The organism is Anaerolineales bacterium (genome assembly GCA_015075725.1).
In the GTDB taxonomy this organism is placed as follows: domain Bacteria; phylum Chloroflexota; class Anaerolineae; order Anaerolineales; family Villigracilaceae; genus Villigracilis.
In genome coordinates this window covers 2,204,521-2,229,633 of the sequence record JABTTV010000001.1, presented here as the reverse complement: position 1 = coordinate 2,229,633, position 25,113 = coordinate 2,204,521, and the positions used below count along the sequence as shown (strand labels likewise).

Annotated in this window: 20 protein-coding genes and 1 riboswitch; of the genes, 4 read left to right on the top strand and 16 right to left on the bottom strand. The window is 52.7% G+C overall.

The genetic code is table 11. From position 1 onward, the window contains the following. Positions 1-2: 2 nt before the first annotated feature. The 7 genes from HS100_10815 to HS100_10785 form a co-directional block, all read right to left on the bottom strand. Positions 3-701, bottom strand: a complete 699-nt coding sequence (locus tag HS100_10815) for a hypothetical protein (GenBank protein MBE7434400.1) — start codon at positions 699-701, stop codon at positions 3-5. Positions 702-738: 37 nt separating this feature from the next. Beyond that, positions 739-1,767 (bottom strand): proline racemase family protein, encoded by a 1,029-nt coding sequence (locus HS100_10810; GenBank protein ID MBE7434399.1) that lies wholly within the window; start codon positions 1,765-1,767, stop codon positions 739-741. Positions 1,768-1,848: 81 nt separating this feature from the next. Next, positions 1,849-2,718, bottom strand: coding sequence for a 4-hydroxy-tetrahydrodipicolinate synthase (gene dapA, locus HS100_10805; GenBank protein ID MBE7434398.1), 870 nt, complete (start codon positions 2,716-2,718; stop codon positions 1,849-1,851). Positions 2,719-2,963: 245 nt separating this feature from the next. After that, a complete protein-coding gene (locus HS100_10800) occupies positions 2,964-3,476 on the bottom strand; it encodes a hypothetical protein (GenBank protein MBE7434397.1) in 513 nt (170 codons plus the stop codon). 67 nt (positions 3,477-3,543) lie between these two features. Further along, positions 3,544-4,260, bottom strand: a complete 717-nt coding sequence (locus tag HS100_10795) for an HNH endonuclease (GenBank protein ID MBE7434396.1) — start codon at positions 4,258-4,260, stop codon at positions 3,544-3,546. A 201-nt stretch (positions 4,261-4,461) separates the two neighbouring features. Continuing rightward, positions 4,462-4,995, bottom strand: a complete 534-nt coding sequence (locus tag HS100_10790) for a GNAT family N-acetyltransferase (GenBank protein MBE7434395.1) — start codon at positions 4,993-4,995, stop codon at positions 4,462-4,464. A 16-nt stretch (positions 4,996-5,011) separates the two neighbouring features. Beyond that, entirely contained in the window at positions 5,012-7,153 is a 2,142-nt protein-coding gene (locus HS100_10785; GenBank protein ID MBE7434394.1) for a Gfo/Idh/MocA family oxidoreductase, read from the bottom strand. 84 nt (positions 7,154-7,237) lie between these two features. On the opposite strand from HS100_10785, the gene HS100_10780 reads away from it, so the two are divergent. After that, complete coding sequence (locus HS100_10780) at positions 7,238-8,362, top strand: aminopeptidase (protein ID MBE7434393.1); 1,125 nt, start codon at positions 7,238-7,240, stop codon at positions 8,360-8,362. A 64-nt stretch (positions 8,363-8,426) separates the two neighbouring features. Here HS100_10780 and HS100_10775 read toward each other — a convergent pair whose 3' ends face one another. Further along, complete coding sequence (locus HS100_10775) at positions 8,427-9,512, bottom strand: ATP-dependent 6-phosphofructokinase (GenBank protein ID MBE7434392.1); 1,086 nt, start codon at positions 9,510-9,512, stop codon at positions 8,427-8,429. Between the two features lie 93 nt (positions 9,513-9,605). Here HS100_10775 and HS100_10770 point away from each other — a divergent pair, with 93 nt between their 5' ends. From HS100_10770 to HS100_10760, 3 genes are read left to right on the top strand one after another with little or no spacing between them, the layout of a single operon-like run. Continuing rightward, positions 9,606-10,454, top strand: coding sequence for a DUF2085 domain-containing protein (locus HS100_10770; protein ID MBE7434391.1), 849 nt, complete (start codon positions 9,606-9,608; stop codon positions 10,452-10,454). Positions 10,455-10,514: 60 nt separating this feature from the next. Beyond that, a complete protein-coding gene (locus HS100_10765) occupies positions 10,515-11,087 on the top strand; it encodes a DUF4126 domain-containing protein (protein ID MBE7434390.1) in 573 nt (190 codons plus the stop codon). A gap of 46 nt (positions 11,088-11,133) precedes the next feature. Further along, positions 11,134-11,295, top strand: a complete 162-nt coding sequence (locus tag HS100_10760; GenBank protein ID MBE7434389.1) for a hypothetical protein — start codon at positions 11,134-11,136, stop codon at positions 11,293-11,295. 28 nt (positions 11,296-11,323) lie between these two features. Here the strand turns inward: HS100_10760 and HS100_10755 are convergent, their stop codons facing one another. The 8 genes from HS100_10755 to HS100_10720 form a co-directional block, all read right to left on the bottom strand. Further along, positions 11,324-11,773, bottom strand: a complete 450-nt coding sequence (locus tag HS100_10755) for a DUF402 domain-containing protein (protein ID MBE7434388.1) — start codon at positions 11,771-11,773, stop codon at positions 11,324-11,326. Next, positions 11,770-12,780, bottom strand: coding sequence for an ABC transporter ATP-binding protein (locus HS100_10750; GenBank protein MBE7434387.1), 1,011 nt, complete (start codon positions 12,778-12,780; stop codon positions 11,770-11,772). Before HS100_10750 ends, HS100_10755 begins: the two co-directional genes overlap by 4 nt. Then, positions 12,780-14,474: an iron ABC transporter permease gene (locus HS100_10745; protein ID MBE7434386.1), complete on the bottom strand. Its 1,695-nt coding sequence runs from the start codon at positions 14,472-14,474 to the stop codon at positions 12,780-12,782. Before HS100_10745 ends, HS100_10750 begins: the two co-directional genes overlap by 1 nt. A gap of 61 nt (positions 14,475-14,535) precedes the next feature. Continuing rightward, positions 14,536-15,564, bottom strand: coding sequence for a thiamine ABC transporter substrate-binding protein (locus tag HS100_10740; GenBank protein MBE7434385.1), 1,029 nt, complete (start codon positions 15,562-15,564; stop codon positions 14,536-14,538). A gap of 35 nt (positions 15,565-15,599) precedes the next feature. Beyond that, positions 15,600-16,241 carry a thiamine diphosphokinase gene (locus tag HS100_10735; GenBank protein ID MBE7434384.1) on the bottom strand — a complete coding sequence of 214 codons (642 nt, stop codon included), beginning with the start codon at positions 16,239-16,241 and terminating at the stop codon, positions 15,600-15,602. Positions 16,242-16,345: 104 nt separating this feature from the next. Continuing rightward, positions 16,346-16,455: riboswitch (TPP riboswitch) on the bottom strand. Between the two features lie 73 nt (positions 16,456-16,528). Next, complete coding sequence (locus tag HS100_10730; GenBank protein ID MBE7434383.1) at positions 16,529-17,314, bottom strand: alpha/beta hydrolase; 786 nt, start codon at positions 17,312-17,314, stop codon at positions 16,529-16,531. Beyond that, entirely contained in the window at positions 17,315-17,689 is a 375-nt protein-coding gene (locus HS100_10725; GenBank protein ID MBE7434382.1) for a response regulator, read from the bottom strand. It lies immediately after the preceding gene. After that, positions 17,690-25,105, bottom strand: a complete 7,416-nt coding sequence (locus HS100_10720) for a GAF domain-containing protein (GenBank protein ID MBE7434381.1) — start codon at positions 25,103-25,105, stop codon at positions 17,690-17,692. Between the last annotated feature and the right edge of the window lie 8 nt (positions 25,106-25,113).

Sequence of the window (25,113 nt, the reverse complement as noted above, 5' to 3'; positions counted from 1 at the left end):
GATCACAACTTTAGTTTGGTGCTTGTTTGTTTTTGACTCTTACTTTTTGAGTCTCGTCCTTTTTCGTACGAGATGACTTCTTCGATACTCGTGCCATAAATCAAAGAACCTTCAAAAATTTGGGTGAAGAACCAAATACGAAACTTAAAACTTTCTGAAGCCAACATCCAACAGGCTAAGAGCTCTGCCAAAGCGATGAGCAAAAAAGTTGCAGTCATGGTCATGAAAAAAGCAATAATATTCGTGACTGCCATCAGTAAAAGCCCAAAGGCAATGTTTCTCAACATAATACTATCCGCCTGAAATCTATCGATGCTTTGTGCAGTTTCATAACTACGCTGTCGCAGAGCAATCAGCAGCGCTTCCCAATCTTTTGGCACGAACTTAATACCGAGTTGGGGATATCGTTCTTTGATCGTATTCAAACTAATGGTTGTAGCTCCTTGCGAGTTTCGAATGCGGAACACAAATTTGAAGAAAAAATTCAGGGAGAGCGGGTCGAAGATATGCCCCACAATATACGCCGCAAATAAACCCAAGGCTACCAATCCAAACGCTGGTTCTTGACCTGATTGCAGTAAATTCGACAGGTTGATATATTTCAAACCCAACACGCGCAAAAGGTCATTGACGGCATAAAGATATACAAACCCCGGCAGCAAATACGAGAAAAAATCATAAAAACCTAAATTGATTGACATTCTATTTTCCTCTCACTATGCAATAAATCAGGGTTGATCAAATGCCCTTCCCAAACGGATCGCGTTCATCCACCAACAACGTGCCTTCGGACATGACCCACGCTTCGCCGGTGATGCTCGGGATGATCTTGTCACCGTCGAGTTGGATGCTGCCCTCGAAGATACTGCCGACGACGCTTTGCTGTTTCCACACTTGACTGACTTGCAATTTGCCGTCGCCGTAGAGACAAGCGAGTTTGGCGCTTGTGCCTGTGCCGCAGGGAGAGCGGTCGTAGGCTTTGCCGGGGCAGAGCACAAAACTTTTGCTGTCCGCTTCGGGAGTGGATGCGAACAACTCAACATGGTCGATCTCTGCGCCGTTCGCGCCGGTGATGCCATTGACGGTCAGTTGTTCACGCACGCGCCACGAGAAATCGGTCAGCGCTTCGAGGTTCTGCATGTTCACGTCCATGCCGTGATCGTGGACGAGGAAGAACCAGTTGCCGCCCCACGCCACGTCGCCGTGGACAGTTTTGCCATCAACGGTGACGGGAACGTGAGTCAGATGGCGGTAGGCGGGGATGTTTTGGACGGAGACTTTATTGGGGTACATGTCGTTGCGAGGGCGTTCTTGCTCTTTGCCCGAAGCAACCCCCTCATTAATTGGGAGATTGCTTCGTCGCTCGCTATCGCTTACTCCTCGCAATGACATGGGATGAAGGGTTGCCTCCACCACCCCAACGGGAGTTTCAACGCGAATTACACCCGGCGTGACCTTGCCCATGTATGCCAGCGACGCAATGAGACCAATTGTGCCGTGTCCGCACATGCCGAGGTAGCCGACGTTGTTGAAGTAGATGACTCCGAATTGACAAGTCGGGTCGGCGGGCGGGACGAGGTACGCGCCGACGAGCACGTCCGAGCCGCGGGGTTCGAGTAGGACGGTGCGGCGCAGGTCGTCGTGATTCTTTTTCAGCGTGGATAATTTGTCAGCAACGGAACCAGTTCCAAGGTCGAAGGGAAGCGAGGTGATCAATCGCGTGGGTTCGCCGCCAGTGTGGGAATCCAGATAGGGGATACGTTTCATTTTTTTTACCACGAAGTGTCACAAAGGGTCACAAAGGTTTATTTGAAGGTTTTCCTTCGTTACCTTTGTGACCCTTTGTGGTTAGATGCTCTTAAAAATTTTCTCGAACTCCGCGCGGTCTTCAGCGGTGAGGGGCAGCAATGGCTGGCGCGGACCGCCGACAGGGATGCCGAGCAGTTCGCAGCCGATCTTTACTTTTTGTAAATAACTGCCGCTTTCAACGCTTCGCAGGAGCGGCATGAGTTTTTCCATGTGTTTACGGGCGGAGACGAAGTCATTGTTGAGCGCGGCTTCGAGCACGTTGTGATGCTGGAGTGGCGCGCAGGAGGCGGCGCCGCCTATCCATGCAGTGGTGCCCCACAGGAAATAATCAAGGGCTTGGTCGTCGCTGCCGCAGATGATCTGATAGCGGTCGCCATAACGCGCTTTCATCGCATACACGCGGGACATATCGCTGGAGGCTTCTTTGATGCCGATGACGTGGTCGTATTTGGTCAGACCGTCCATCACTTCGTAGCTGACTTCGGTGCCTGCGCGCCAGGGGAAGTTGTAGAGCACGATGGGAATTTTGACGGCTTTGGCGACGGCTTCGTAATGCGCGAGCAGTTCGCGCTGGTTGGGACGTGAATACGGCGGGACGGCGACCATGAGCGCGTCGTAGCCCATTTGCTCGGCGATCTGCGAGTAGCGGATCACGTCGCGGGTGGCTCCGCTGTTGGTGCCTGCAATCAGCGTGACCCGTCCGTTGACTTTCTCTTTGGTGAATTTGAAAATGTCCAGCCGTTCGGCTTCGGTGAAGGCGTAGACCTCGCCCGTGGTGCCGCCGGGGACAAGCCCTGCGATCTTGTTTTGTATCAGGTATTCGATCAGTTGTTCAAGAACAGGGTAGTTGATGCTTTCGTATGCGTTGAAGGGGGTGACGATGGGGGCGTATATTCCTTTGAGGTTCATTCAGTGCTCCTGTGAGTTGGTGTCAAGTGTCAGGTTCCAAGTGTCAGGTTCCAAGTGCCAAGTGGTTGCGTCCATAATAAAAGACCTGACAGGTCTGTGCGAAACGATTTTTAATTGTGACCATGTCAGCGCAAAAGTTTTGGTTGGTTACGGCGCGGGTGAGACCTGTCAGGTCTGGGTGGTGGAATTAGATTTCCAAATAGGAGTGTAGTGAGATTGTTGAAGAGTAGTAGATAATTTACTTTTTATGAAGGTATCACAAATAAACACAAAACAGGCAACATAGCAATTAAAATCCAAATAAATCCTGGGATTATATGAGTTGATGGTTCTTCATGAAATTTGGGTCTTGACTCTAAGTCATTATGAAGTGAGGGTGGCAAGTATTTAGTTTTCTTTTCATAGAGAGCTTTGTCATAGAAAACATACCCTTTATTACCTTTCAAGAGCATGAAACCATAATGGATTCGATAAAAACCTAAACCAACCAAACTTGGTAAAAATACTAAAATCGCCGAATAGAATGATAATTCTAATTTCGAGTATCTACCCAACAAATTAAAGACAAAAGCAAAAGACAGTAAGGGGATTATGTTTAAGATAAAGAATGAAAAAATAAACCTGCCCCAAGCCTTAATATATCCTTTAAACATAGAGGGTGTATCGAAGGGCTGGGTTTTTCCAGCAATTGCAATTGCCATAGCTGAATACAAGGTGTAAAAAAGAGAGAAGATAGTATGATGAGTATTTATATCCATTTTTCACCTATGTCATTTAAAGCTTCAGTCAAGGTTCTCTAAAAACTAAGTCAAAGGACATTCAGACTCAAACTACATTATTGCTCTTGCCTCGGTTGCATGTCTCGCAAAGCAACTCGATGTTTCTGGCTGTATTACTACCACCTTTGGAAATTGGTACAATGTGGTCATACTCTAATTTTTCCCTGCTGCCACACCTTGCACACTTTCCACTATCTCTGCGCCAAACCTCTATTCGGACCTTTTCTGGAATTCGAGGGCGTTCATAATTCAAATCTTCTGATATTGCCCCGTCAAATTTGGCTCTTAATTTTTCAAATCTTCTTCTTTCTTTATCAAAGTCTTCAAGAATCAAGAGTCTTATTTCGTCTTCAGAGTAAGGTCCTTGAACTTGGTAAACAAATCCTTTATAAAACCAATGAGAAAACCTAATGAAATCTATAAGTCTTACAGGCTTTTCTTCTGTGTCTTTAAGTAAACCAATATACTCTTCATAAATTTTGTTCAACACAGAAACGTCTTTTTGGGACAGATCTATCTGGTCTAATTTCTTTACCAACAAAGATACGCTATTATTAATTACATCACTGTAATCAATTTTGAATTTCTGGAAAAACTGCGTCTTAAGTCTTGTAAGTTCATCCCCTAGTATATTTCTATGCCCTTGATGCAACCATGCGACTTTATTGTATTCTAGTTCCACGCTATAAACCGCTAATGCACTAATAACCAAGTCGCGCTTAACAATAAAATTTATAGGGTTCAGTTTCTTAACAGCGGGCATTAGCTATTTACCCTCTGCCCACGATATGGTTCGTCCAGCCAAGATTGAATCCACGGCTCGATGCGGAGTTTTTGATATAACTCGTCCGCTTCGCGCGGCGGGTTTGTCCGCGGAGGAATGGCAAAGAAAAACTTTGAGTAAGCGATTTGTGGTCATAAGAGAAGAATATTTTACGAATTATACCCACTTGCAAAATCAAATTCACCAGGGCAAACCATTCAAATCAATTTCACCTTGAACTGGCGCAGTCTCGTTTACATCCAGAACCATCGCGCCGTTGGCAGAAAACTCGATCCTGCCTTGCGGCTGCTCCACAAAGACCTTGCCTCGTAACGGTTTCCACTTCAATCGTTCATAAAATTCCACCAAATGGGGACGGCAAAACAACAGAGCAAATGCGACGTTCAGTTCCCCGTCAAACCGCGCAGCCGCCTCCCGCATTGCCCGACCCGCATGCCCCCTGCCCTGTTTCTCCGGGTGCGTCATCACCCCGCCGATCCCGCCGATCCTTTTTGTCACTCCTTCGTGAACGATCTCGCGCACCAGAAGCCCCACCCGCGAGACCAATTCACCGTCATCCCACAACAAAACAGACCATTGTGGAGGCGCCCACGAAAAGAACCTGCCCGGCAGGCTTGCGATCACTTCAGGCGGATACACCGCCGCGCGCAGCGCATCCAACGCGGAAGTTTGAACGGCGGAAAACTCGTTCCTTGCGACAAATTCAACCTTCATAAAATTCACCGGGTTTTTACTTTATTTCGATCCCAGATTTACTCCGAATCGACTCCACCGCCGCAAATGTGGACTTGGTCACAGCCAGAATCTGCTGATAAGGAATCGGCGGCTCTTTCCCCGCCTTGACCGCCTCAGAAAACGCAGCCATTTCTCCCCGCCAGCCTTTGTCCTGCGCCCCTCTTTCTTCTTTCCTCTTGCCGTCTTTCACCACACTCAACGAAACATAATCGTCGAGAACTGCCACCATCCCCCCACAGAACACCTCCAGCCTTTCCTTCGGCATGGACTTATCGCCATTCGCCAAATAATCCACCACGCCGATGGAACCGTCTGCAAAGGTGAAGGTCATCGAGACATTGTCCTCGCTGTATTTGCCGTTATTCGGCAACGCATGGGCGGATACTAGAACAGGCGGTGCGCCAACAAGGAAGGTCAGCACATCGATGAAGTGACAGGCTTCGCCGATGATTCGTCCGCCGCCGATGGCTGGGTCTTGCGTCCAATGGTTGGCAGGAATAAAGCCTGCAGTGACTCGGTAATGCGCATGGAGAGGTTCACTTCGATTTACGATTTGCGATTTTAGATTTTGGATCAGGGGAGCAAATCTACGGTTGAAGCCGACGGTTAGCAGTGAAACACTGCTTTTCAACTGTTTACTGATTACTGACAACTGGTCACTATTTATCGCCAGCGGCTTTTCGACGAAAACATGTTTACCTGCTTTCAACGCCTTCACCACCAAGTCTGCATGGGTGTCGTGACGTGTCAGAATCGCAACGGTGTTGACTCTTGGGTCGTTGATAATTTCATCTTCACTGGAAGTCGCATATTGAAAGCCGAATTTCTTGCCGGAATGCTGGGCGTGAAGCCCGCCAGAGGAGGCGATGCCGACCAATTCAAAGTCCCTGTTGTTTTTGAGAATGGGAAGCAAGGTAGAGTTGGCGAAAAGTCCAGCGCCGAGGACTCCTAGATTTACGATTTTTGATTGACGATTGACGATTGACGGAAATTCAATTTTCTTTCCTCCTTCTTCTTTCGTCTCATCATATTTCAACAACACCCCAAGGAATGGCTCTTTCTTCTTTCCTGTAATAACTTCATACGCTTTCACGCTTTCTTCAATATCAAAGCGATGCGAGATGAGCGGCGTCACCTTCAACTTTCCACTTGCTATGAGATCAACAACAGCTTGAAAATTCCGTCCCTCCGTCCAACGGACATAACCGATTGGATAGTCTTGTCCATTTTCTTCATAGCTCGCGTCATAGCGACCCGGTCCATACGAGCGGGAGTTGATGAAGGCGATTTCCTTTTCGTAGTAGACCTTGCGCGGGAAGTTGAGTCCAACAGCACCGGTCGCAACCACTTTGGCGCGATCTCTGGCAATGACACCAGCCAATTCAACCGGGTCATTCGAAGAGGTGTCGGCGCAGATGATGATGCTGTCGAAGCCGCGGTTTTGGGTAAAGGCTGTAGCGGCAGATTCTGCCTGGGGGCGTGTAACCGATTCAACGTTAAGGGAAGAGGCGAGCTTGACCCGTTTCGGGTCAATGTCGATGCCGAGGACATTGCATCCAGCCGCAGACGCCAGCTGAACCGTCAATAATCCCAAAAGACCCAAACCGATGACGGCGACGTTCTCGCCAAGCTGAGGCTCTGCCAGGCGGAATCCGTGAAGCGCAATTGCGCCAAGGGTGGTGAAGGCGGCGGATTCAAAATCCACATTTTTAGGCAGCGGGGTCAAAAGGTTTTTTGGCACGACGTTGTATTCGGCATGCATGGCATAGCCGCCGCCCGCACACGCCACGCGTTGACCAACTTTGAAGCCTTGCATGTTCTTCCCAAGTGCGACGATGGTTCCGGCTGATGAATAACCAAGCCCCATCGGCTGATCGAGGCGGTTGAAGACAGCTTGTACCGTCGGCATGATGCCTTCGCGTTTGGCTTTATCGAGCGTTTGTTCGACGAGATCCGGGCGTGAGCGCGCTTTGCCAAGATAACTTTTTTCGGCAAACGCCACCACCATGCGTTCGGTTCCAGCCGAAACCAGGCTGGCTGAAACCTTGACGAGCGCCTGCCCTTCGCGCGGGGTCGGGATGGGAACTTCTTCGACGATGGTCCTGCCGTCTTTGATGTTTTGCAGAAGCTGCTTCATGTGCAAAAGTATAACGCAATCCTACTTTTGACCGGATTTTGAAGATGATATAATTTTTTCATTCTGTTTTCAAGGAGCCCAACATTGGCTGACCCGCGCGTTTCAAAGTATGCAAAAATTCTGGTGGAACACTCCACCCGCGTCAAACCCGGCGACCGGATTCTGCTCGAAGGCACCACTGCCGCCGAGCCGTTATTGAAAGAGCTTTACATTCAAATTTTGGAAAAAGGCGGTCATCCGCATTTGATGATGGCGATCCCCGGCACCATGCCGTTCAGCCAGGATGAGATGTACCTGACCTACGCCTCAGACGCGCAGTTGGATTTTGTGCCCACATTCTATAAATTGGCGTACGAACAATTCGAAGGGCGCATCCGCGTTCATTCCGCGACCAATACCAAAGGGACTTCGAACATCGACCCGTCCAAGATCGCGCGGCGGGCAAAAGCAACCGCGGTCATCACCGATGCGCAATTTCGCCGCGGAGCAACTGACGAATTTAAATGGTGTACGACCCTCTACCCCACCGAAGCCTATGCCCAGGACGCCAATATGAGCCTGAAGGAATATGAAGATTTTGTTTTTGGCGCGGTTCATGCGAATGAAGACGACCCTATCGCGTTCTGGAACCAGGTGAAGGAGAACCAGAAATCCGCCGCTGAATTCATGAAAGGCAAAAGCCAGGTCATCCTGCGCGGACCCAACGTGGATTTAACGCTCTCGGTCAAGGGACGCACGTTCATGAATTCATATGGCGTCCACAATATGCCCGATGGCGAGATCTACACCGGACCCGTGGAAGATTCGGTCAACGGTTGGGTGAAGTTCACCTACCCGGCGAATTACGGTGGCACCAGTGTGGAAGGCGCAGAGTTAACCTTCTCGAACGGCAAGGTCGCTTCTGCCAACGCCGAAAAGAATCTGGACTTTCTGCTGAAAACGCTCGACAGCGACGAGCGTTCACGCTACATTGGCGAGTTTGCCATCGGCACGAACTTCGACATTCAGAAATTTACCGGCAATATTCTGTTCGATGAAAAGATCGGCGGTTCCTTCCACATGGCGCTCGGCAACGGCTACCCCGAAACCGGATCGAAGAACAAGAGCGTCATCCACTGGGATATGATCTGCGACCTGCGCACGGATTCGGAAATTCTTGTAGACGGCGAATTGTTCTACAAGAATGGTCAGTTTGTGTTCGAGAAATAGTCCGTTCCCGGCGGCGGCTTGAGCAAAGGTAGGCTACGGGTTGCATGGAAGCGCAACCCGTTTTTTATTCATCCCCGAACGAAATGCCGATGTTACGCGCGGTAATGACAGCGTCGCCGTTCACGTTCACCCGCTTTGGAAATGCCACGGCCTCTTCCAACGGGAGGTCTGTGATCTCGCCGCTTTCCAATGCCACCATACGGTCGAATCTGCCACTCGCCGCAATGCGGACAGCCGCCGCCCCATAACGCGTCGCCAGCCAGCGGTCAAAGGCCGTTGGCGTCCCGCCGCGCTGGACATGTCCCAAGACAGTCACGCGCGATTCGAATCCCTGCTGGTCGATGTATTCCGCAACGACCTGACCGATCCCTCCCAAACGCGGCACATAGACTTCATCCCCTTTGCGCGAATAGACCTGCGCCGCACCCTCTGCCTTCGCGCCTTCCGAAACCGCAAGCAGGCTGAACTTCCGCCCCTGTTCGCTTCGCGCTTGAATCTTCTTCATGATGCTTTCGTACTTGAAGGGAATTTCAGGGATCAGAATCACATCCGCCCCGCCGGAAACGCCCGCATTCAAGGTGATAAAACCCGCATCGCGCCCCATCAACTCGACGACCATCACGCGGTGATGAGATTCTGCCGTGGTATGCAGACGATCCAAGGCCTCTGTGGCAATGTTCAGGGCTGTGTCGAAACCGAATGTTATTTCCGTGCCGCCGATGTCGTTGTCGATCGTCTTCGGCACCCCGATGATGGGAACCCCTTTCAGGGCAAGCTCATGCGCGATGTGCAGGGTCCCGTCGCCGCCGAGGACGAGAAGCGCATCCAAACCCTGTTCCTTGATCCCCTTGACGATCTCATCCGAAACGTCGATGGTCACTTCTTTTCCATCGCGGATCACTTTGCGGGCGTACGGGTTGCCGCGGTTCGCCGCGCCGAGGATCGTGCCGCCTCGCGGCAAAATCCCGCGCACTTCTTCCATGCCCAACGGGACGATGCCATTCTTTGTGTCCAGAAATCCATCATACCCATCCCGGATGCCGATCACCTCACACTTGTATTCATTGATGGCTGTTTTTACCACCGCACGGATGACCGCATTCAAACCCGGCGCATCGCCGCCGCCGGTCAGGATTCCAATTCGTTTCATTGCAATGCTCCTGTATCCATGGTTATGATAACCCAAAAGCATCCCCGGTGCGCAAAAAGGAAATTTGTCATTCTGATGGGTATAATCTGCCGAATGCAAACAAATCCACAACCATCGAAATTCGAAAGCATCGCCAGCTGGGTCGTTCCAATTGGCGCCCTGGCGGCGGTCATTGCCTGGTTCATCATCGCGCCCGAAGGCGCGCTCGGCAAATTGGACGCCATCGGCTACGCCGTCTGTCACCGCATCGATGCGCGTTCCTTCCAGATCGATGACCGCCAGCTTCCGCTTTGCGCGCGCTGCACCGGCGAATTCTACGCCGCCGGGCTCGCGCTTCTCTTCCAGATATTTGTTAGCGGCAGGCGCAGCAAACTTCCCCAGCGCGGGATCATAGCAGTTTTGTTCGCCTTCTTCGTCGCGTTCGGCGTGGACGGCTCGAACTCATATCTTTACCTGCTCAAACAGACCAGCGGGAACGGAAGCCCTCTCGACCAAATCCCAAACCTTTATATTCCAAATCAAACGTTGCGACTCTTCACCGGGAGCGGCATGGGTATTGCTCTCGCTGCCATGCTTTACCCCGTCATCAACCAGACACTCTGGCGCGAACTCGATGACCGTCCCGCCCTCGAATGGAAAAAGCTTGGGATTCTCGTTGCGGGCATCATCGTCATCAATCTGCTCATCCTTACAGACAGCCCATTCGTACTTTATCCCATCGCATACATCAGCGCGCTTGGCACATTGTCGCTTTTGGTGATCGTCTTTGGGCTATTGTGGACGATCATCATGAAGCAGGATAATACGTTCGAACATCCGCGACAACTTTGGTTGGCATTCGCCTCCGGCCTGACGTTGGCTTTGCTGCTCATCCTGAGCATCGACCTCATCCGACTCCGCTTTACCGGTACATGGAGCGGGTTTCCGGGCCTCTCTGGATGACAACGAAATTGCTTAAAAATCGTATAATAAACATGCACGATACTTGAATAGGAGAAAGAAATGGAACTCTTGCTTGGAATCTTTTCCGCCTTTGGGCTTTCAGCCAGCGCCGGGTTGAATGCCTACATTCCGCTTTTGGTGGTGGGCGTGATCGCGCATTACTTCCCGAACACGCTCAATCTCGCCAAACCCTTCGACCTGCTCGCCAATCCATGGATCCTGATCCTGCTCGGCGTGCTCGTCATCATCGAAATGGTCGCAGATAAGGTCCCCGCCGTCAACCACATCAACGACCTGATCCAAACCGTCGTCCGCCCCGCGGCTGGCGCTGTCGCCTTTGCCGCCAGCGCAAACGTCATCACAGACGTCAACCCTGTTTTGGCGCTTGCCTGCGGTTTGCTGATTGCAGGCAGTGTCCACACGGTAAAATCCGCGGCGGTACGGCCCGCGGTCACAGCCACGACTGGCGGCGCCGGAAACGTCCCGGTTTCGATCGCGGAAGATATCTTTGCCACGATCGCCTCTGTGCTTTCAGTCCTACTCCCCATCATCGCCGTGATTCTTCTCATCGTCCTCCTCTCGCTTCTCCTCTGGTGGTGGATGGGCAGGAATCAAAAATCCCAGGCTGTATAACATCGTTTATAATGCAATAAATTATTCAATAACAAGGAGAGAAATCATGTCTGAAATGCCTGTCACCCCTTCCCCGGAAGAGCCGAAAAAGAATAACACCACCATGATTATCGTGATCGTAGTTGTTGTTCTTCTATGCTGCTGCTGTGCGCTCATCGCGGGCGGCTGGATGTTCGGCGATCAAATCATGGCTGCCATGGGCGGCTGAGCCAAGTTCGAAATCAAAAAATCCTCCGTTAGCGCGGAGGATTTTTTGATTCAAAATATCGTTCGAGTTCCTGCAGGCCTGCAAAGGCTTTCTGCTTCAACGCCTCATCCAATCCCAGCCCTTCCAACTCATCTTCGTCCAAGACCTTGCGCGTACCATTGGCAGAGACCCACAAGTCTAGGGCAAGATCAACATACGCCACATGCCCATCTTCAATGACAGCAGGCTTGGTGATATTGCAGTACCAGCCTTTCAACCTTCCATCATCGCGATCATAAATTTCAAAGATGTTGTACCATTTGTCGGTGAAAAAAGTCTCCACAAAGCGGTCGTTGCGTTTCAAAACGATTTCTTGAAACGGCATATCGTCTCGGTTGAAGAAGGCTTCAACCGTAACAAAATTTTCTCCGCGATTGACAACTTTGCCATCATATTGCCAAGTTGTTTCTTCTGCCAGATTCTTTTTCAGGATTTTCATGACAGGCATTTTACCTGAACCTTCACAGTGACGACGTCTCCAATGCGGGGCGCGTCTTTCATGTGGATGACAAGCCCGCCTCTTGCCTTGACCTGGAACTGGTCCTGCTTAAAAAACACATCCTCCACTGTGAGTTGAATCTCACCTCGGACCTCTCCCCTCCGCCCCTCCCCTAAAGGGGAGGGGAACTCGGTCAGTAGTAATTGAAGTTTTGATCCGATATTTTTTGTGCAGTTCAAATTGAAAGTACCAAATATAGTTTCGACTTTATTTTCGGCGATTACTTCGCCTTCAACCACATTCCCAATCCCAAGCAACCTCGCCACAAAAGCGGACTGTGGGTCTTTCCAAATTTCACTCGGCGTCCCACCGCGGATGATCGTCCCTTCGTGCAAGACGAGGATACGGTCTGCGATGGTGAAGGCTTCTTCCTGATCGTGGGTGACGTAGATGGCGGGGATTTTTGTCTGGTGCAAGATGCTGCGGATTTCATTGAGCAGGTCTTCTTTTAGGGATCGGTCCAATGCGCCGAGGGGTTCATCGAACATCAGCAGGCGCGGACTGGGTGCAAGCGCTCGCGCAAGTGCAACACGTTGCTGTTCGCCGCCGGAGAGGTCGGTCACTTTGCGAGATTCAAAACCGGAGAGGTTGACCTGCTCCAGCAAGGCAGAGACGTGCTGTTTGATTTCGTCCGCAGATGCGTTACGCATTTTCAAGCCGAAAGCGATGTTGTCAAAAACGTTCAGGTGAGGGAAAAGCCCATAGTCTTGGAAGACCAAGCCAAAGTCACGGAGGTGAGGCGGTGTACCGGCGAGGTCAAGGCTGTTTAGCAGAATCGCTCCACGTTCAGGAAACTCCAACCCAGCAATCATCCTCAAAATGGTGCTTTTGCCGCTGCCCGATGCGCCAAGCAGACAGATGGTCTCGCCCTCTGCGACGGTGAAGGAGATATCCGTGAGCAGAGGTTTGCCTTCGTAGGATTTGACGACGTTGCGAAGTTCGAGCATTAGAGTTCTCCGGCGTTGTTGAAACGCAATTTTTCGATGAGCAAAATGCTGAGCGTGGTGAGCAGCATGAGGACGGTTGCCATCGCCATGGCTTGACCGTAGTTGAGACCGCCGGGCTGCGAGAGGAAGCGCGAGATGGCGATGGGGATGGTGGGATATTCGGGGCGGGTGATGAGCAGGGTGGCGCCGAACTCGCCGAGCGAGACGGTGAAGGCGAAGGTGGCGGCGCTGAGTGTGGCGCGTGAAAGGATGGGAAAGTCGACGGTTTGCCAAACGCGCAAAGGTGACGCGCCGAGAGTCGATGCGGCTTGACGCAGTCGTTCAGGGATGGAGGCGAGTGCGGGTTGCAGTGTGCGAATGACGAAAGGCAAAGCAATCAACGTGTGCGCGATGGGGATGAAGAATGGCGAAGCGATGAGGCGACCAAAGGAGAGGATGAAGCCGAGACCCATCATCACGGCAGAGGCGCCGAGAGGCAGCATGAGGAAGGGGTCGAGAAATTTTTCGAGGCGCGTTGGTTTGGCGAGAGCATAGGCGGCAGGATAACCAAGCGCAAGCGAAAGAATGACGGTGATGCCAGCAAAACCCAACGAGTTGAGCGCGGCTTGCACAGGCGGGACGTAGAACAACGAGCCGCGTCGGTTGATGAAGAGTTCTTCGTAGTAGTCGGTGGTGAAACCGTATTGGACTTCGGTGCGTTGTCCGCGGTCGGCTTCGAGGCGAGTTAATGATCGGATTGGTAGAGAGATGAGAGGAAGAAAGAAGAAAGAGGAAAGAAAGAGGGCGAGAGTGGTGACGAAGATTTTTTCTTTGATTGTTTTAGGAGGGCGGGCTTGGGAGAAGCGCGGGGCGGTTTGGGTGCTCACTTGGTTGATGGTTCGTGAGTAGAGGATGGAGAAGATGAGGGTGAAGATGAGTTGAATAACAGATAATAACGCGGCGAGGTTGAGGTTGGGCAATTGCAGGGCGCGGATGTAGATTTCCACTTCGAGAGTGGCGAATTGTGATCCGCCGAGCAAGAGGATGACGCCAAAACTCGTGAAGTCGAACATGAAAACGAGCAAGGCAGCGGCAAGCAGGGATGGACGAAGAATTGGGAGGATGACATCCTTCCAGACGTGGAACGTGTCCGCGCCGAGGGAACGGGCAGAGGCTTCGAGTTTTGGGTCGAGCCGTGAGATGGCGTTGCCGACAATGCGGATGACGATGGAGGTGTTGTAGAAGGTGTGGGCGATGAGGATAAGGATGAAGGGTGAAGGATGGATGATGAAAGAAGGAAAGAAGAAAGAAAAGAGTCCGCGTGGAGAAAAAATTGAGTTGAATGCAGCAGCGACGACGACGGTGGGCAGCATGAAGGGGACGGCGGTCAGCGCACGTAGAAGGGATTTGCCGGGGAAGTTGAATTTGGAGAAGAGGATGGCGGCGGGGAGTCCGAGGGTGAAGGTGAGGAGGGTGGAGAGGGTGGCTTGGTAGAAAGTAAAAAGTAACGAGTTACTAGAAATGAGGAGGTTGTTTGGGTCGGTGAGGGTATTGAGGTTAAAGGTGAGGGTGAGGATTTTGAAGAGGGGGTAGAAAAAAAAGGAAAGGAGAAAGAGAATGGTGGGAAGCCAGAGGTACACACGTAAATTAGTAAACAGGGAAACAGGTACACTCGTCCACTTGTATTTTGAGTGATCAACATTTTCGGATTTCATATACCTGTTTACCTTGTCTACTTGTCTACTCGTTTCTCATTTCTCGTTTCTTGCTTCTCTCCTACTTCATCACTTCATTCCACGCTTCGATCCATGCATCACGGTTGGCGGCGATGTCTTCGTAGGTAATGGCAGCGGGCTGACTGGCAACTTGGGCGTATTGCATAAATACCTCAGGCAGCTGCGCAGACTGATTCACAGGGTAGACGAACATATTGAGCGGCATGTCTTCTTGAAATTGTTTGCCCAGCATGAAGTCCACAAATTTTTCGGCGAGGTCGCGGTTCTGTCCGTTTTTCAAGATGCCCACAAATTCAACCTGACGGAAGCACATGCCCGGCGCAACGATGGAAGCGGTCGGAGACTCGGTCAATGGCTCGGCGGCGAAGACCACTTCCGCAGCGGGGCTGGAGGCATAGGAGACGACCATCGGCTGAGGTCCCTTACCAGAAGATGCCGAGAAATTTGTGTAATAGGCGGTCTCCCAACCATCCACAACCACCACTCCATTGTCTTTGAGGCTCTGCCAATAATCGAGGAAGCCGTCGCCGAAATAAGCGCGAGTGGCAAGCATGAATGCCAAGCCGGGCGAAGACGTGGCGGGGTTTTGCACCACGAGCAAGCCACTGTATTCGGGCTTTGCCAAATCTTCGAACGACTGCGGCACAGCTAAATTATTTTCTGCAAAATATTTTTTATCGTAGTTGATGCAGACATCACCATAGTCCACGGGCAGGGCGCGATTTGAAGAGTCAAGAATGAACTCAGCAGGTACATCACTAAGTGCGGGTGATTGATAGGCATCGAAGATGTCCGCTTCGAGGGCGCGAGAGAGGAAGGTGTTATCCACGCCGAACATAACATCCGCAAGCGGGGCATCTTTGGCGAGGATGGCTTTGTTGAGCATCGTGCCCGTGTCGCCGCTCGCCAGAAAAACAACATCAACGTTGTTGGCTTGTTCAAATGCGGTCACAACATCTTCAGAGATGGCGAATGAGTCGTGGGTCATGATGGTGAGGGTGGCGGGACTGGCGGGGGCGCAAGCGGAGAGCAGTAAACAGTAAACAGTGATCAGTGTGTGTTTTTTCATGGGATTTCCTTTTCAGTTTAATTACGCATTACGAATTACGTATCGCCAATGGTGTGAACAATCAATAACAAACCACTATCAACCGTAACCGTCGCAACATCCGTAGTCATCTCGTTGCTGATGCCGCGAGTTTTATCGGGGTAAAGCGTTTCATGATGAAGATGCCAGCGCAGGTTTTCGGTGAAGACGCCGGTCACTTCGCCGCCCCAGGGGATGAGGGAGACGATGTCTCCGCTTCTTCCTTGGACTTGTGCTTGGTCGCGGCAAAAGAAGAGTTCTTCCACGCCGTCGGTGAGTCGGATGTTGAAAGTTGCAAGTTGAAGGTTGGAAAGTAAAGTGATGTTCGCGAGAGTGTGATCCATGCGGCCACCGAGGGCAGCGAGGATGAGAATTTGGCTTGAATTGAGGGTCAATGCGTGGTTTATGGCGAGTTCGAGGTCAGTCTCATTCTTATCCCTCGAAAATTCCAAAACCTCAACTCCCATTTCTTTCATCTTTCTTCTTTCTTCATACGTAACCGAATCCAAATCTCCGATCACTATATTGGGAGTTAGTCCCAAATCCAGGGCGTGACGCGTGCCGCCGTCTGCGCAAAGGATGAAGTCGTCGGGGCGGAGGAGGGCGCGGGCTTTTTCGAGATTTGGCAGGCTGCCGTTGGCAAAGATGATGATTCTCATAGTTGGACGATGGACGATAGACCGTGGACGGTGGAAAACCACGGTCAGTGGTCTATGGTCCATCGTCCGTTAAACAAAACATCCTCACGGCAGCGGAGGATGTGGGCAGGCGTATTGAGAAATCCCTCCGCTGGTATTAACCAGATCAGGTGATGCGGATCGAGCGCGTTCACGCTCCTCTCAGCCTTTCGTAAAGGCTCTCCGTTCAATTGTGATTCGAGTATAGAACTGTGTAAATGGAATGTCAAGTAAAAAAATACCGTGAGGTGATTTTTCTCACGGTATTCTTAGCGGACCCGCCGTTTCCATTCCTCTTTCATTTGCAATTCTGTGGGGCTTGCCCCCGAGTCCAATGCCAGAAAATCGACCAGAAGCCGGTTGAACTGTGGAGTATTGTCGAGCATGGGGAAATGTCCCGAATTTTCGAGCGTGATCTGGTGCATGTGCATCGGCAGTGCGTTATCCTGAAAGGGTATGCTGGCAAGAGCCGGGTTATTCGCGCCATAAACAAAAAGGCAGGGCACGCCGAAGTTTCGCACCTGGGGAAAAATGCTATAACCTTGTAAACTGCTCATCGAGACTGAGACTGCTTCCGGGTCCACTTTTGAGGCGTCTGAAAGGGCGGTCAGAGCTTCGGGCTGACGATTCGTCAGCCATTCGGCAAGGTCAGTGGCGGGAGCCGTCCGCATCCGGGCGGTGAGGAGATCATATTCCAGAGGGACATTTATCGCCATTATCCGGTCCACGCTTTCAATGTGAGCCTTGAAGTATTGAAAACCGACCAGCGCGCCCAGGTCGTGGCCCACCAATGCCACCTTTCCAATTCCCAGATTATTCAGGAAACGATCGAGAAGCTCTGCCTGTTTTTCGATCGTATAATGGTTTTTGTTTCGATCCGAATCTCCGAAACCGAAGAAATCCAGGGCATAAGCGCGGAACGATGTGGAGGAGGCTTGCATGGCGTTGATCCAATACCGCCATGAGCCAACCCAGCCGTGCAGGAAGATGATGGGACGCCCGCGTCCCAACGCCTCATAATGCACCATCGATCCGTCTAGAATGATCGCGCTCATTTATTTTCCAAATTTCGAAAGGATCGCCTTGACGCGTTCCACCAATTGGTCGGGGGCGAACGGTTTGAGCAGGTATTCCTCCGCGCCTGCCTCGAGCCCGGATTGAATTTCCGCATCCTGTCCTTTTGCGGAGAGGAATACAATGGGAATATCCTTGAGCGAGGGGATTTGCTTCATGGCGCGGCAGGCATCGTAGCCGGTCATACGCGGCATGCGCACATCCATCATGATCAGGTCGGGGATCATTTCCTGCGCCTTGTGAAACGCCTCTTCGCCGTTCATTGTCGTGGTCACTTCATGCCCGGCAAAACGCAGGGTGAATGCCACGAGTTCGCGGATATCTGGTTCGTCTTCAGCGATTAAGATTCTTGCCATTTAGTCTCCGTTTTTGTAGATGGGCAGGGTAAAGGAAAAAGTACTTCCCTCGCCCGGCACACCTGAGCTTTTCATCCAAATTCTTCCATTGTGCATTTCCACCAATTGACGAACGATGGGTAATCCAAGCCCGGTGCCCGGCGTGGAAAGCACCAGGGGATGTTCGCCCCTGTAAAAGCGGTCAAAGATGCGACTCTGATCCTCGGGTTTGATGCCGATGCCGCTATCCTGCACATCCACCTGCACCTCCTCGCTGACAGAGTCGGGGTGAATGTTCACCAGAATGGCGCCGTTCTCGGGCGTGTAATTGTACGCATTGACGACAAGATTGCTGATGATCTGGCGGACCCGGGAACTATCGCCCCTCACGGGGGGCAGTCCTCTCGGTGCATCCAGGGAAAGAGCGATCGGTTTGTCATCGTTTTGCGACCTGCGCAAGACCTCTGCAACCACCTCTTCGGCGATCTCATACAGGTTGACCGATCCCTGCTCCAATTTCACGCGGCCCGATTCGATTCGGGAAATATCCAGCAAGTCGCTCACAAGGATGCTCAGGCGTTCGATGTTGTTCCGCACCACTTCGAGGAAGTGCATTTGATTCTCGTTCAATGAACCGGCAGCGCCCATGGTCAGGATGTCCACGTAGCCTTTGATCGCCGTCATGGGTGTGCGTAATTCGTGACTGACGGTCGCCACGAATTCGGATTTGAGCCGGTCCACTTCCACCTCGCGGGTGATGTCGCGGAAGATGGAAACCGTTCCGAGAAAATCGTTTACAAGGATCACAGGCGCAAGGTGGATGAGAACGATGCGCCCGGTTTCCAACTCCAATTGCTCTGCGTACATCTCACCGGGCTGATAAGTGGACGGATCTTCAGACCAGCGGCGGATGGTCTTGATCCACTCGACGGAAGAACTGCCAAACAAACCGGCAAAGGCTTCCAGGGATTTCCCAAGCAACTGTGTATCGTCAACGCCAAGGACGCGGGTGATGGATGAGTTGACGAATGAGATCCGGTTGTCCGCGCCGGTGACCAGGACTCCATCTGCCACCGCTTCCAGGATTGCTTGAGAACGGCTCGCTTCAACCTGTTCCTTGCGCAGCATCAATCCGAGGCGTTCCGCCTGATCGCGGATCAGTTCGTAGAGGCGAGCATTGTTGATCGCAACCGCCACCTGCCCCGCAATCGCGGTAACGAGGTTGAGCAATTCCGCGCTGAAGTAGTTTTTTGTACGATGGAAGACCATGAGAACGCCGATTGCATCCTCGCCCACAGACATGGGAACGGCAATCGCGCTTCGATGATCCTGACCGCTGGCTGTACTTCGAACCCAGCGCGGATCTTCGAACAAGTCGCCGATCAACACCGATTCGCGGTGTTTGACAACCCATCCTGCCAGACCCTCTCCGATCTTTAGTGTAAATCCCTTGTTCGATGAAGTGGAACGATCCGAGAGATAACCGTAGCCTGCGCGATAATGCAGCAGATTGTCCTCGGCATGGACGAGCAAAATGGTACCCTGCTCCGCGCCGGTGGCATCGTTGAGAAGCGAAAGCGTGCGATTCAGCGCGCGGTCAAGGTCGAGGCTCGAAGACACTTCAGTGAGGATGCGCAAAAGGGTATCGGTGTTCTGTTTCTCGCGCTGCAACTGCCCGGTTCGCTCCAGAACACGAACTTCGAGTTCGGAGGCGAGGGTCTGGGTTTCGTTGAAGAGGCGTCCATTCTGGATGGCGACGATCGCCTGGTTCGCAAGCGTGCCGAGAAGCTGGGCGTCTTCATCCGAATAAACATTTGCCTGATAACTCTGTGCAGAAAGCATTCCCAACGATTTGCCTCCAACCGTCATCGGGACTGCCAGGATGGATCTTGTGATCTCGTCGTCATTGCCTGCCTGCATGAAATCGATCTTCGAGTTCGTGGCATCGGGAATCAGGAATGGTTTGCCCGAGCGAATCACCTCGCTGCTCAATCCTTTTCCAAGAGGAACCCGCTCACCCTGAAGGCGTTTACCGCGGTCATAGAGGTAAACTGCATCGATTTCGTTCGATGTTTCATCAAATAATGAGATCACAAAAGAATCGAGCGGCAAGAGGCGTTCGGCGGCGTGATGAACCGAAATGTACACTTCCTCGGGGTCGAGGCTGGCGCTGACAAGGGAGCTCGTTTCATTGAGCACGGCAAACCGGTCGGCCATGCGCACAGATGATTGATACAGGCGGGCGTTCTCCAATGCGATACTCGCCTGGTTTGTGATGGTCCGTGCCACTTCGAGTTCGTTAATGCCAAAACGCGTATCGCCGGAGAGCTGCACAAAAACGAGAGCAGTGAGGGTCTGCCCGCTGATAAGCGGAAGGATCAACAAGGCTCGCGCGTTCTCACCAAGCATTTCAAGGAGGGAGGCAAGATCCGGCTCGGCGTGGACATCATCGGTATTGAAGATTCCCAGCGATTCGCGCAGCCGGCCGAAGATGGGCGCCTCCGGCAGGACCCGCGGCAGTTTTGCGCGGATGCGGGGCATGGTGTACTTCCAAAGGTTTTGACCCCGTTCGAACGTCACAATCGAAACCCGGCTGGAGCCCAAACCCTGGAGCAATTCATCGGCGGTCGCCGTCATGATCTGATCCGTGTCCAACGAGCGGGTAAGCGTGGACGTGAATCTATTAAGCGCTGTAAGACGTTGCGAACGCTGGTCGAGTTCGGTCGCACGCTTGACACTGTCTTCGAAGAGACGTGAGTTATCCAGAGATACTGCCGCCTGGCTTGCGAATGTCAGCCCAGCCTGGATCTGTTCGCGGGTGTAGTAGTTCGCCTGCCACTTCTCCACCGCCAATACCCCCACCAATTCGTTCTTATAACTGAGCGGTATCCCCAGCCAGGAAAGGCGCGGGGATTCGACCGGCGGAAAACGCGGATCTTCCCGCACATCCTTGACGAAGATGGGCTGGCCTGTTTGCGCAAGTTCCCTGAAGAGCGCGCTGTCGGAAACTGAGATCGACAAACCCTGCCTTTCTTCAACATCAGAGAACCCGCGCGTCGATACAACAGTCAGGCGGTCTTTTTCACGGAGCCAGAGTGCCGCCGTATCAAAGGGCAGGATCGGACTCAACTGGTCCAGGAGCGAATTGATGAGCTGGTCAGTGCTAAGGCTTGTGGTGAGAGAGGCTGAGGCGTCGTTCAGGGCTTGTAGGTGGCCTGCGCGTTCCTGCGAAGTCTGCACGAGCCGCATGTTATCCAGGGAGAGCGCCACCTGCTGGGCAAGCGAGATCAACAGGGTTTCATCCTCCTCCCGGAACGCGCCTGCAGTATTGAAGTTGTCGAGTACCAACAGCCCAAGGTTTTGTTCAGCCGAGACAATGGGAACGATAAGGCAGGAAACCGGGAGGCGCCCGCTGGTCGCCTGACGGTAAAGTGCGAGATTTTCGGTGCTGAGGTTGTAATCACGCGGGAAATTGATCTCATCCACGCGACGCGCCTTGCGGTTCATGAAGGCATTCCCCGGCAGGGCTTCCCCGATGCGATAGTTGATCTTCATCATGCTTTCATTATCGGCGTAACCCGACACAGCGCGTGGGACAAGGGCTTCACTTTTCGCATTCCACACCAGCGCCACGCCTGCATGGGCATGCGGGATGACGCGGCGTGCGCTTTGAAGAAGCGATCTCACCACAGCGTCCGCATCCATGCCGGCCAAACCGCGGCTGAACTCCAGCAGCAGGTTTACCTCGTCCAATCGGCGGCGGGTCTGATTAAGCAGATGGATGTTCTGAAGGATGACGGAGGTTTGCTGCGAGATCTGTGTATACACATGCCGGTCTTCTTCGGTGAAAGATGGCATGGATTCTGGGCTTACTGCCATCATTGCAGCAACAGGCTTGTTCTCGACCAGAATGGGAAGGCAGATCACGCCTTTTGCGCGCAAAGCGGTCAGCAGGGATGCGTCGCGCCACTCATCATCTTCATCAAGGTTGGGAATGAGAATGGGTTGACCGTTTTGCAGACAAGTCCGCAAAGGATTGCGCTGACCGTACAACGCCTCTACATTGGTGGAACGCGGAAGGCCACCCATCACATGCAAGAGGCGGGAACCATCTGGCGTCTTTTCCGCGATGAGGGCGATGGACATTCCCAATTGGGTGAGCGTCTCACGTCCGAGGGCGGATAGCGCCGAGCCTGCGTCCAATTGGCGGCTGACAGATTCAGTGATCGCCAGCCCGGCACGGACACGCTGGGCGCGCCGGTCAAGATTGTGAAGGGCGATGGTCTGCTCCAGGTCTTTGCGAAGCAGGAGAGGCAGATCGTTCTTCGCGATATCGATCAATTTCTGCTGACGTTCAAAGGCGGAATTAAGCGACTCAATGCGCGAACGCAGGTCGTTTTGGCGCAGCATATTGCTGACGATCAGCGCCGCCTGCGCAGAAAACACTTCCACGGCCTCGATGGTTGCCTTATCCGGGCGCAATCCGTTGGATGGATCGTCAAGGCTGATCAACCCGATCATTCGCCCTTCGGTATCTTCAAGCGGAACAAGCAGGAAATCTTCCGGATTCCAGGCATTGGCGCCTTTTGACGTCGGAGCATAGACATCCAGCGTCAGATGATGCACATCCGGCGGGATGATGGGGGTTTGATCGGAGGGAATGAAATAGGAACGACTCACCTTGAATTCGGGGCGCATAAGCTGCTGGATACTGGACACAGGCTGTTTGCGCAATGAGAGCTCATTCCACGCTTCCTGAGTAAGACCGATCGAAGTGACACGGCGGAGCTGCTCCGTCTCCTGGTCGACGATGCTTAACAGAATCACCCGGAATGGAGTGGCGTCACGCAGATTCCGGGCAATCATGTTTAGCGCCTGATCGAGCGGCTGGTCGTGACCGAGATTGTAAGTGACGTCGGTAAGGCGTACGAGGGTTTCGGCGCGGCGTCGCATCAACTCGCTGTGTTGTTTTTCCACCTGATAACGGTTGGCGTTATTGATCGCAATGCCTGCCTGCACGGCCAGCATCTGCAGCAATTCGACCGTTTCAGGGGCGAAGAAACTCGAGTGATTAGAATGGACGCTCATCAATCCCAAAGTGCGCGATTGGTATAGGATCGGCAGGATGATGGCAGAACGGGCATTTTCATGCGGCGGAAGTACAGCCTCCTGAACAAAATCACTTATGAGCAAAGGCTCGCCGCTTCGTATTACGTTCCATTCGGGTGAGGTCACAGCGGAGGCGCGATCGCAGCCGACTCTAAGCAGGATCCCAGGATCGGAAGCAGTCGCCTGGTCTATCAGGATGATCGAACAACAATCCGCGGCTGATATGCGCACCGCTTCCTCACGCAACACATTGAGCAGATGCCTGACATCCAGCGATGAAACCAACTCGCGGTTCACACGGGTGATCACACCCAGCTGATCAACACGCTTGCGCAAAGACGCATCGGTCTGTGAGAGCAATGCCGCCGTTTCGACCGCCGCCGCAAGCTGACCCGCTGCTGTGGTGATCGCCTGGAGGTCGGATGAATTGAAATTATCCGGTTTCCTGCTTCCGAGCATCAATTCACCCACGCTGCGGTCGCGCGCGATCAGCGGCACAACCATGGCAGATTCCATCCCAAGCGCGGTTGCCATCGGGCGATACACAGGGAGGACTCGTCGATCCGCGCTCAGGTCTCCCGAAATGAACGAACGTTTGCTGCCCGACACCGTGTATCGAAATTGGGGGTCATCAAGATAAATTTGTATGAAGGAATCGCTGTTCTCCTGTGGAACTCCGTACATGGAGGATTTATTCAGGATCAGCATCCCGCGCAATTCATCAAGAAGGAAAACTGCGCCTGTATCCGCATTGAAGAGTCGGGCAAGATCACGGACCGAATATTTCATGATCTCGTCGAGCGTGGCAGATGAAGCGGCGAGGCTGGCAATACGCCGCAACGCATCGGCACGCTGGGTGCGGGCTCGTGCCTGCTGAACAAGCAGGACATTTTCGATGATCGAAGCCGCCTGGTTGGCAACGATGCTCATCAGACGGATCTCCTCCGCGCTGAAAGCGACAACTCCCCGGGAGTGATGGCCCACCTGCAGATAGCCGAACATCCGTCCCGAAGAAAGAAGCGGAATCAATGCGACGTCGCGAAGGCTTGCCGCCGTTGCGATATCCCCAAACCCAAGCGCTCCCCAGGATTCATCACCCATCGCATTTGTTGTCATGATCGGTTCCTGACTCTCGATCAATTTTTCCGCGGGTGTGTCGACTCCGATATTGACATGGTAAATTTCGACGAAATGAACGGGAAGACCCCGGAATGGGACCCTGCCCTCAAGAACGCGTTTGTTTTCATCGTAAAGAAGGAAGCCGATGATCTCGACCTGGAAAAGTGGCGCAATGCTTTCGACAAGCCGGGCAATGACATCCTGGCCATCGTGCAATGAGCTCAAAGCCTGATTGAGGTTTGCCAGCCCTGTCAACTCTGCGCGGCGTTTTTGTTCCTCCTCATGCAGCCTTGCGTTGCGAATGGCAACCGCCGCCTGACCCGAGATCAAGTGAAGGAGATTCAAGTCATGCGAACCAAATGCCCCGCTGCTCATTTGTCCCGCTTCCAACGTACCCACCAACTCTCCGCCCGCCATAAGCGGAATGCCCAGGTAGGAATGGATGGGATTCATTTCGCCGCCCGACATATATTCCTGAATCGAGTTCACATCGTTGATGATGAGCGGTTCACGCCGCGCCGATAATTGGTCTGTCAATCTGCCGAAACGGGATAAAGACGCCGTAACGATCTTGCTGGATGCGGGATTTTGATATCGGAAGGGGACGAGCGATTTTCGTTCCTCGCTCCATAATTTCAATTCAAGCACATCGGACGGGACAAGGCGGCTGACATGGTCCAGAATCGAACGCACCGTCGTCTCGAGGTCCAGGCTTGCGGCGATGCCCTGACTGAATTCCGTCGCCACGCGCAGGATCTCAGCGGATGATTCGTCCCCATTCGCCGAGGAAGAAGGAGTGTCCTTGGCGCGCACAGAGATGAGCATTCTTGGATACACCCCGGGGACTTCATAGGAGGCGAGTTCGGCAGGTTTGCCGCCAATCGTGACCCGTTTCAATCCCGGCGTTACGCACAAATCCAGGAAATCATCGGCCGGTCTCACATGCCGGGCAAGACGCTCCAGGTCATGGGCTTCGTCGTCACGCAAATTGAAAAAGGAGCGGGCTGGATGGCTGACATACTCCACCCTCCCACCAGGCTGGAGGACGATAACGGCTTCTTTCGAATGGTTTGCTGTTGCAGTTTGCAGGGAAGGGTTTCTATCGGATGGGGCGGATTGGGATCGCGCCATCAGGCGCAATGCCAGCAGAGCCAGTGTAACGACCACAAGCCCGGCGATGAAAACTCCAACGCCCAAACCAACAGACACTGTACAGC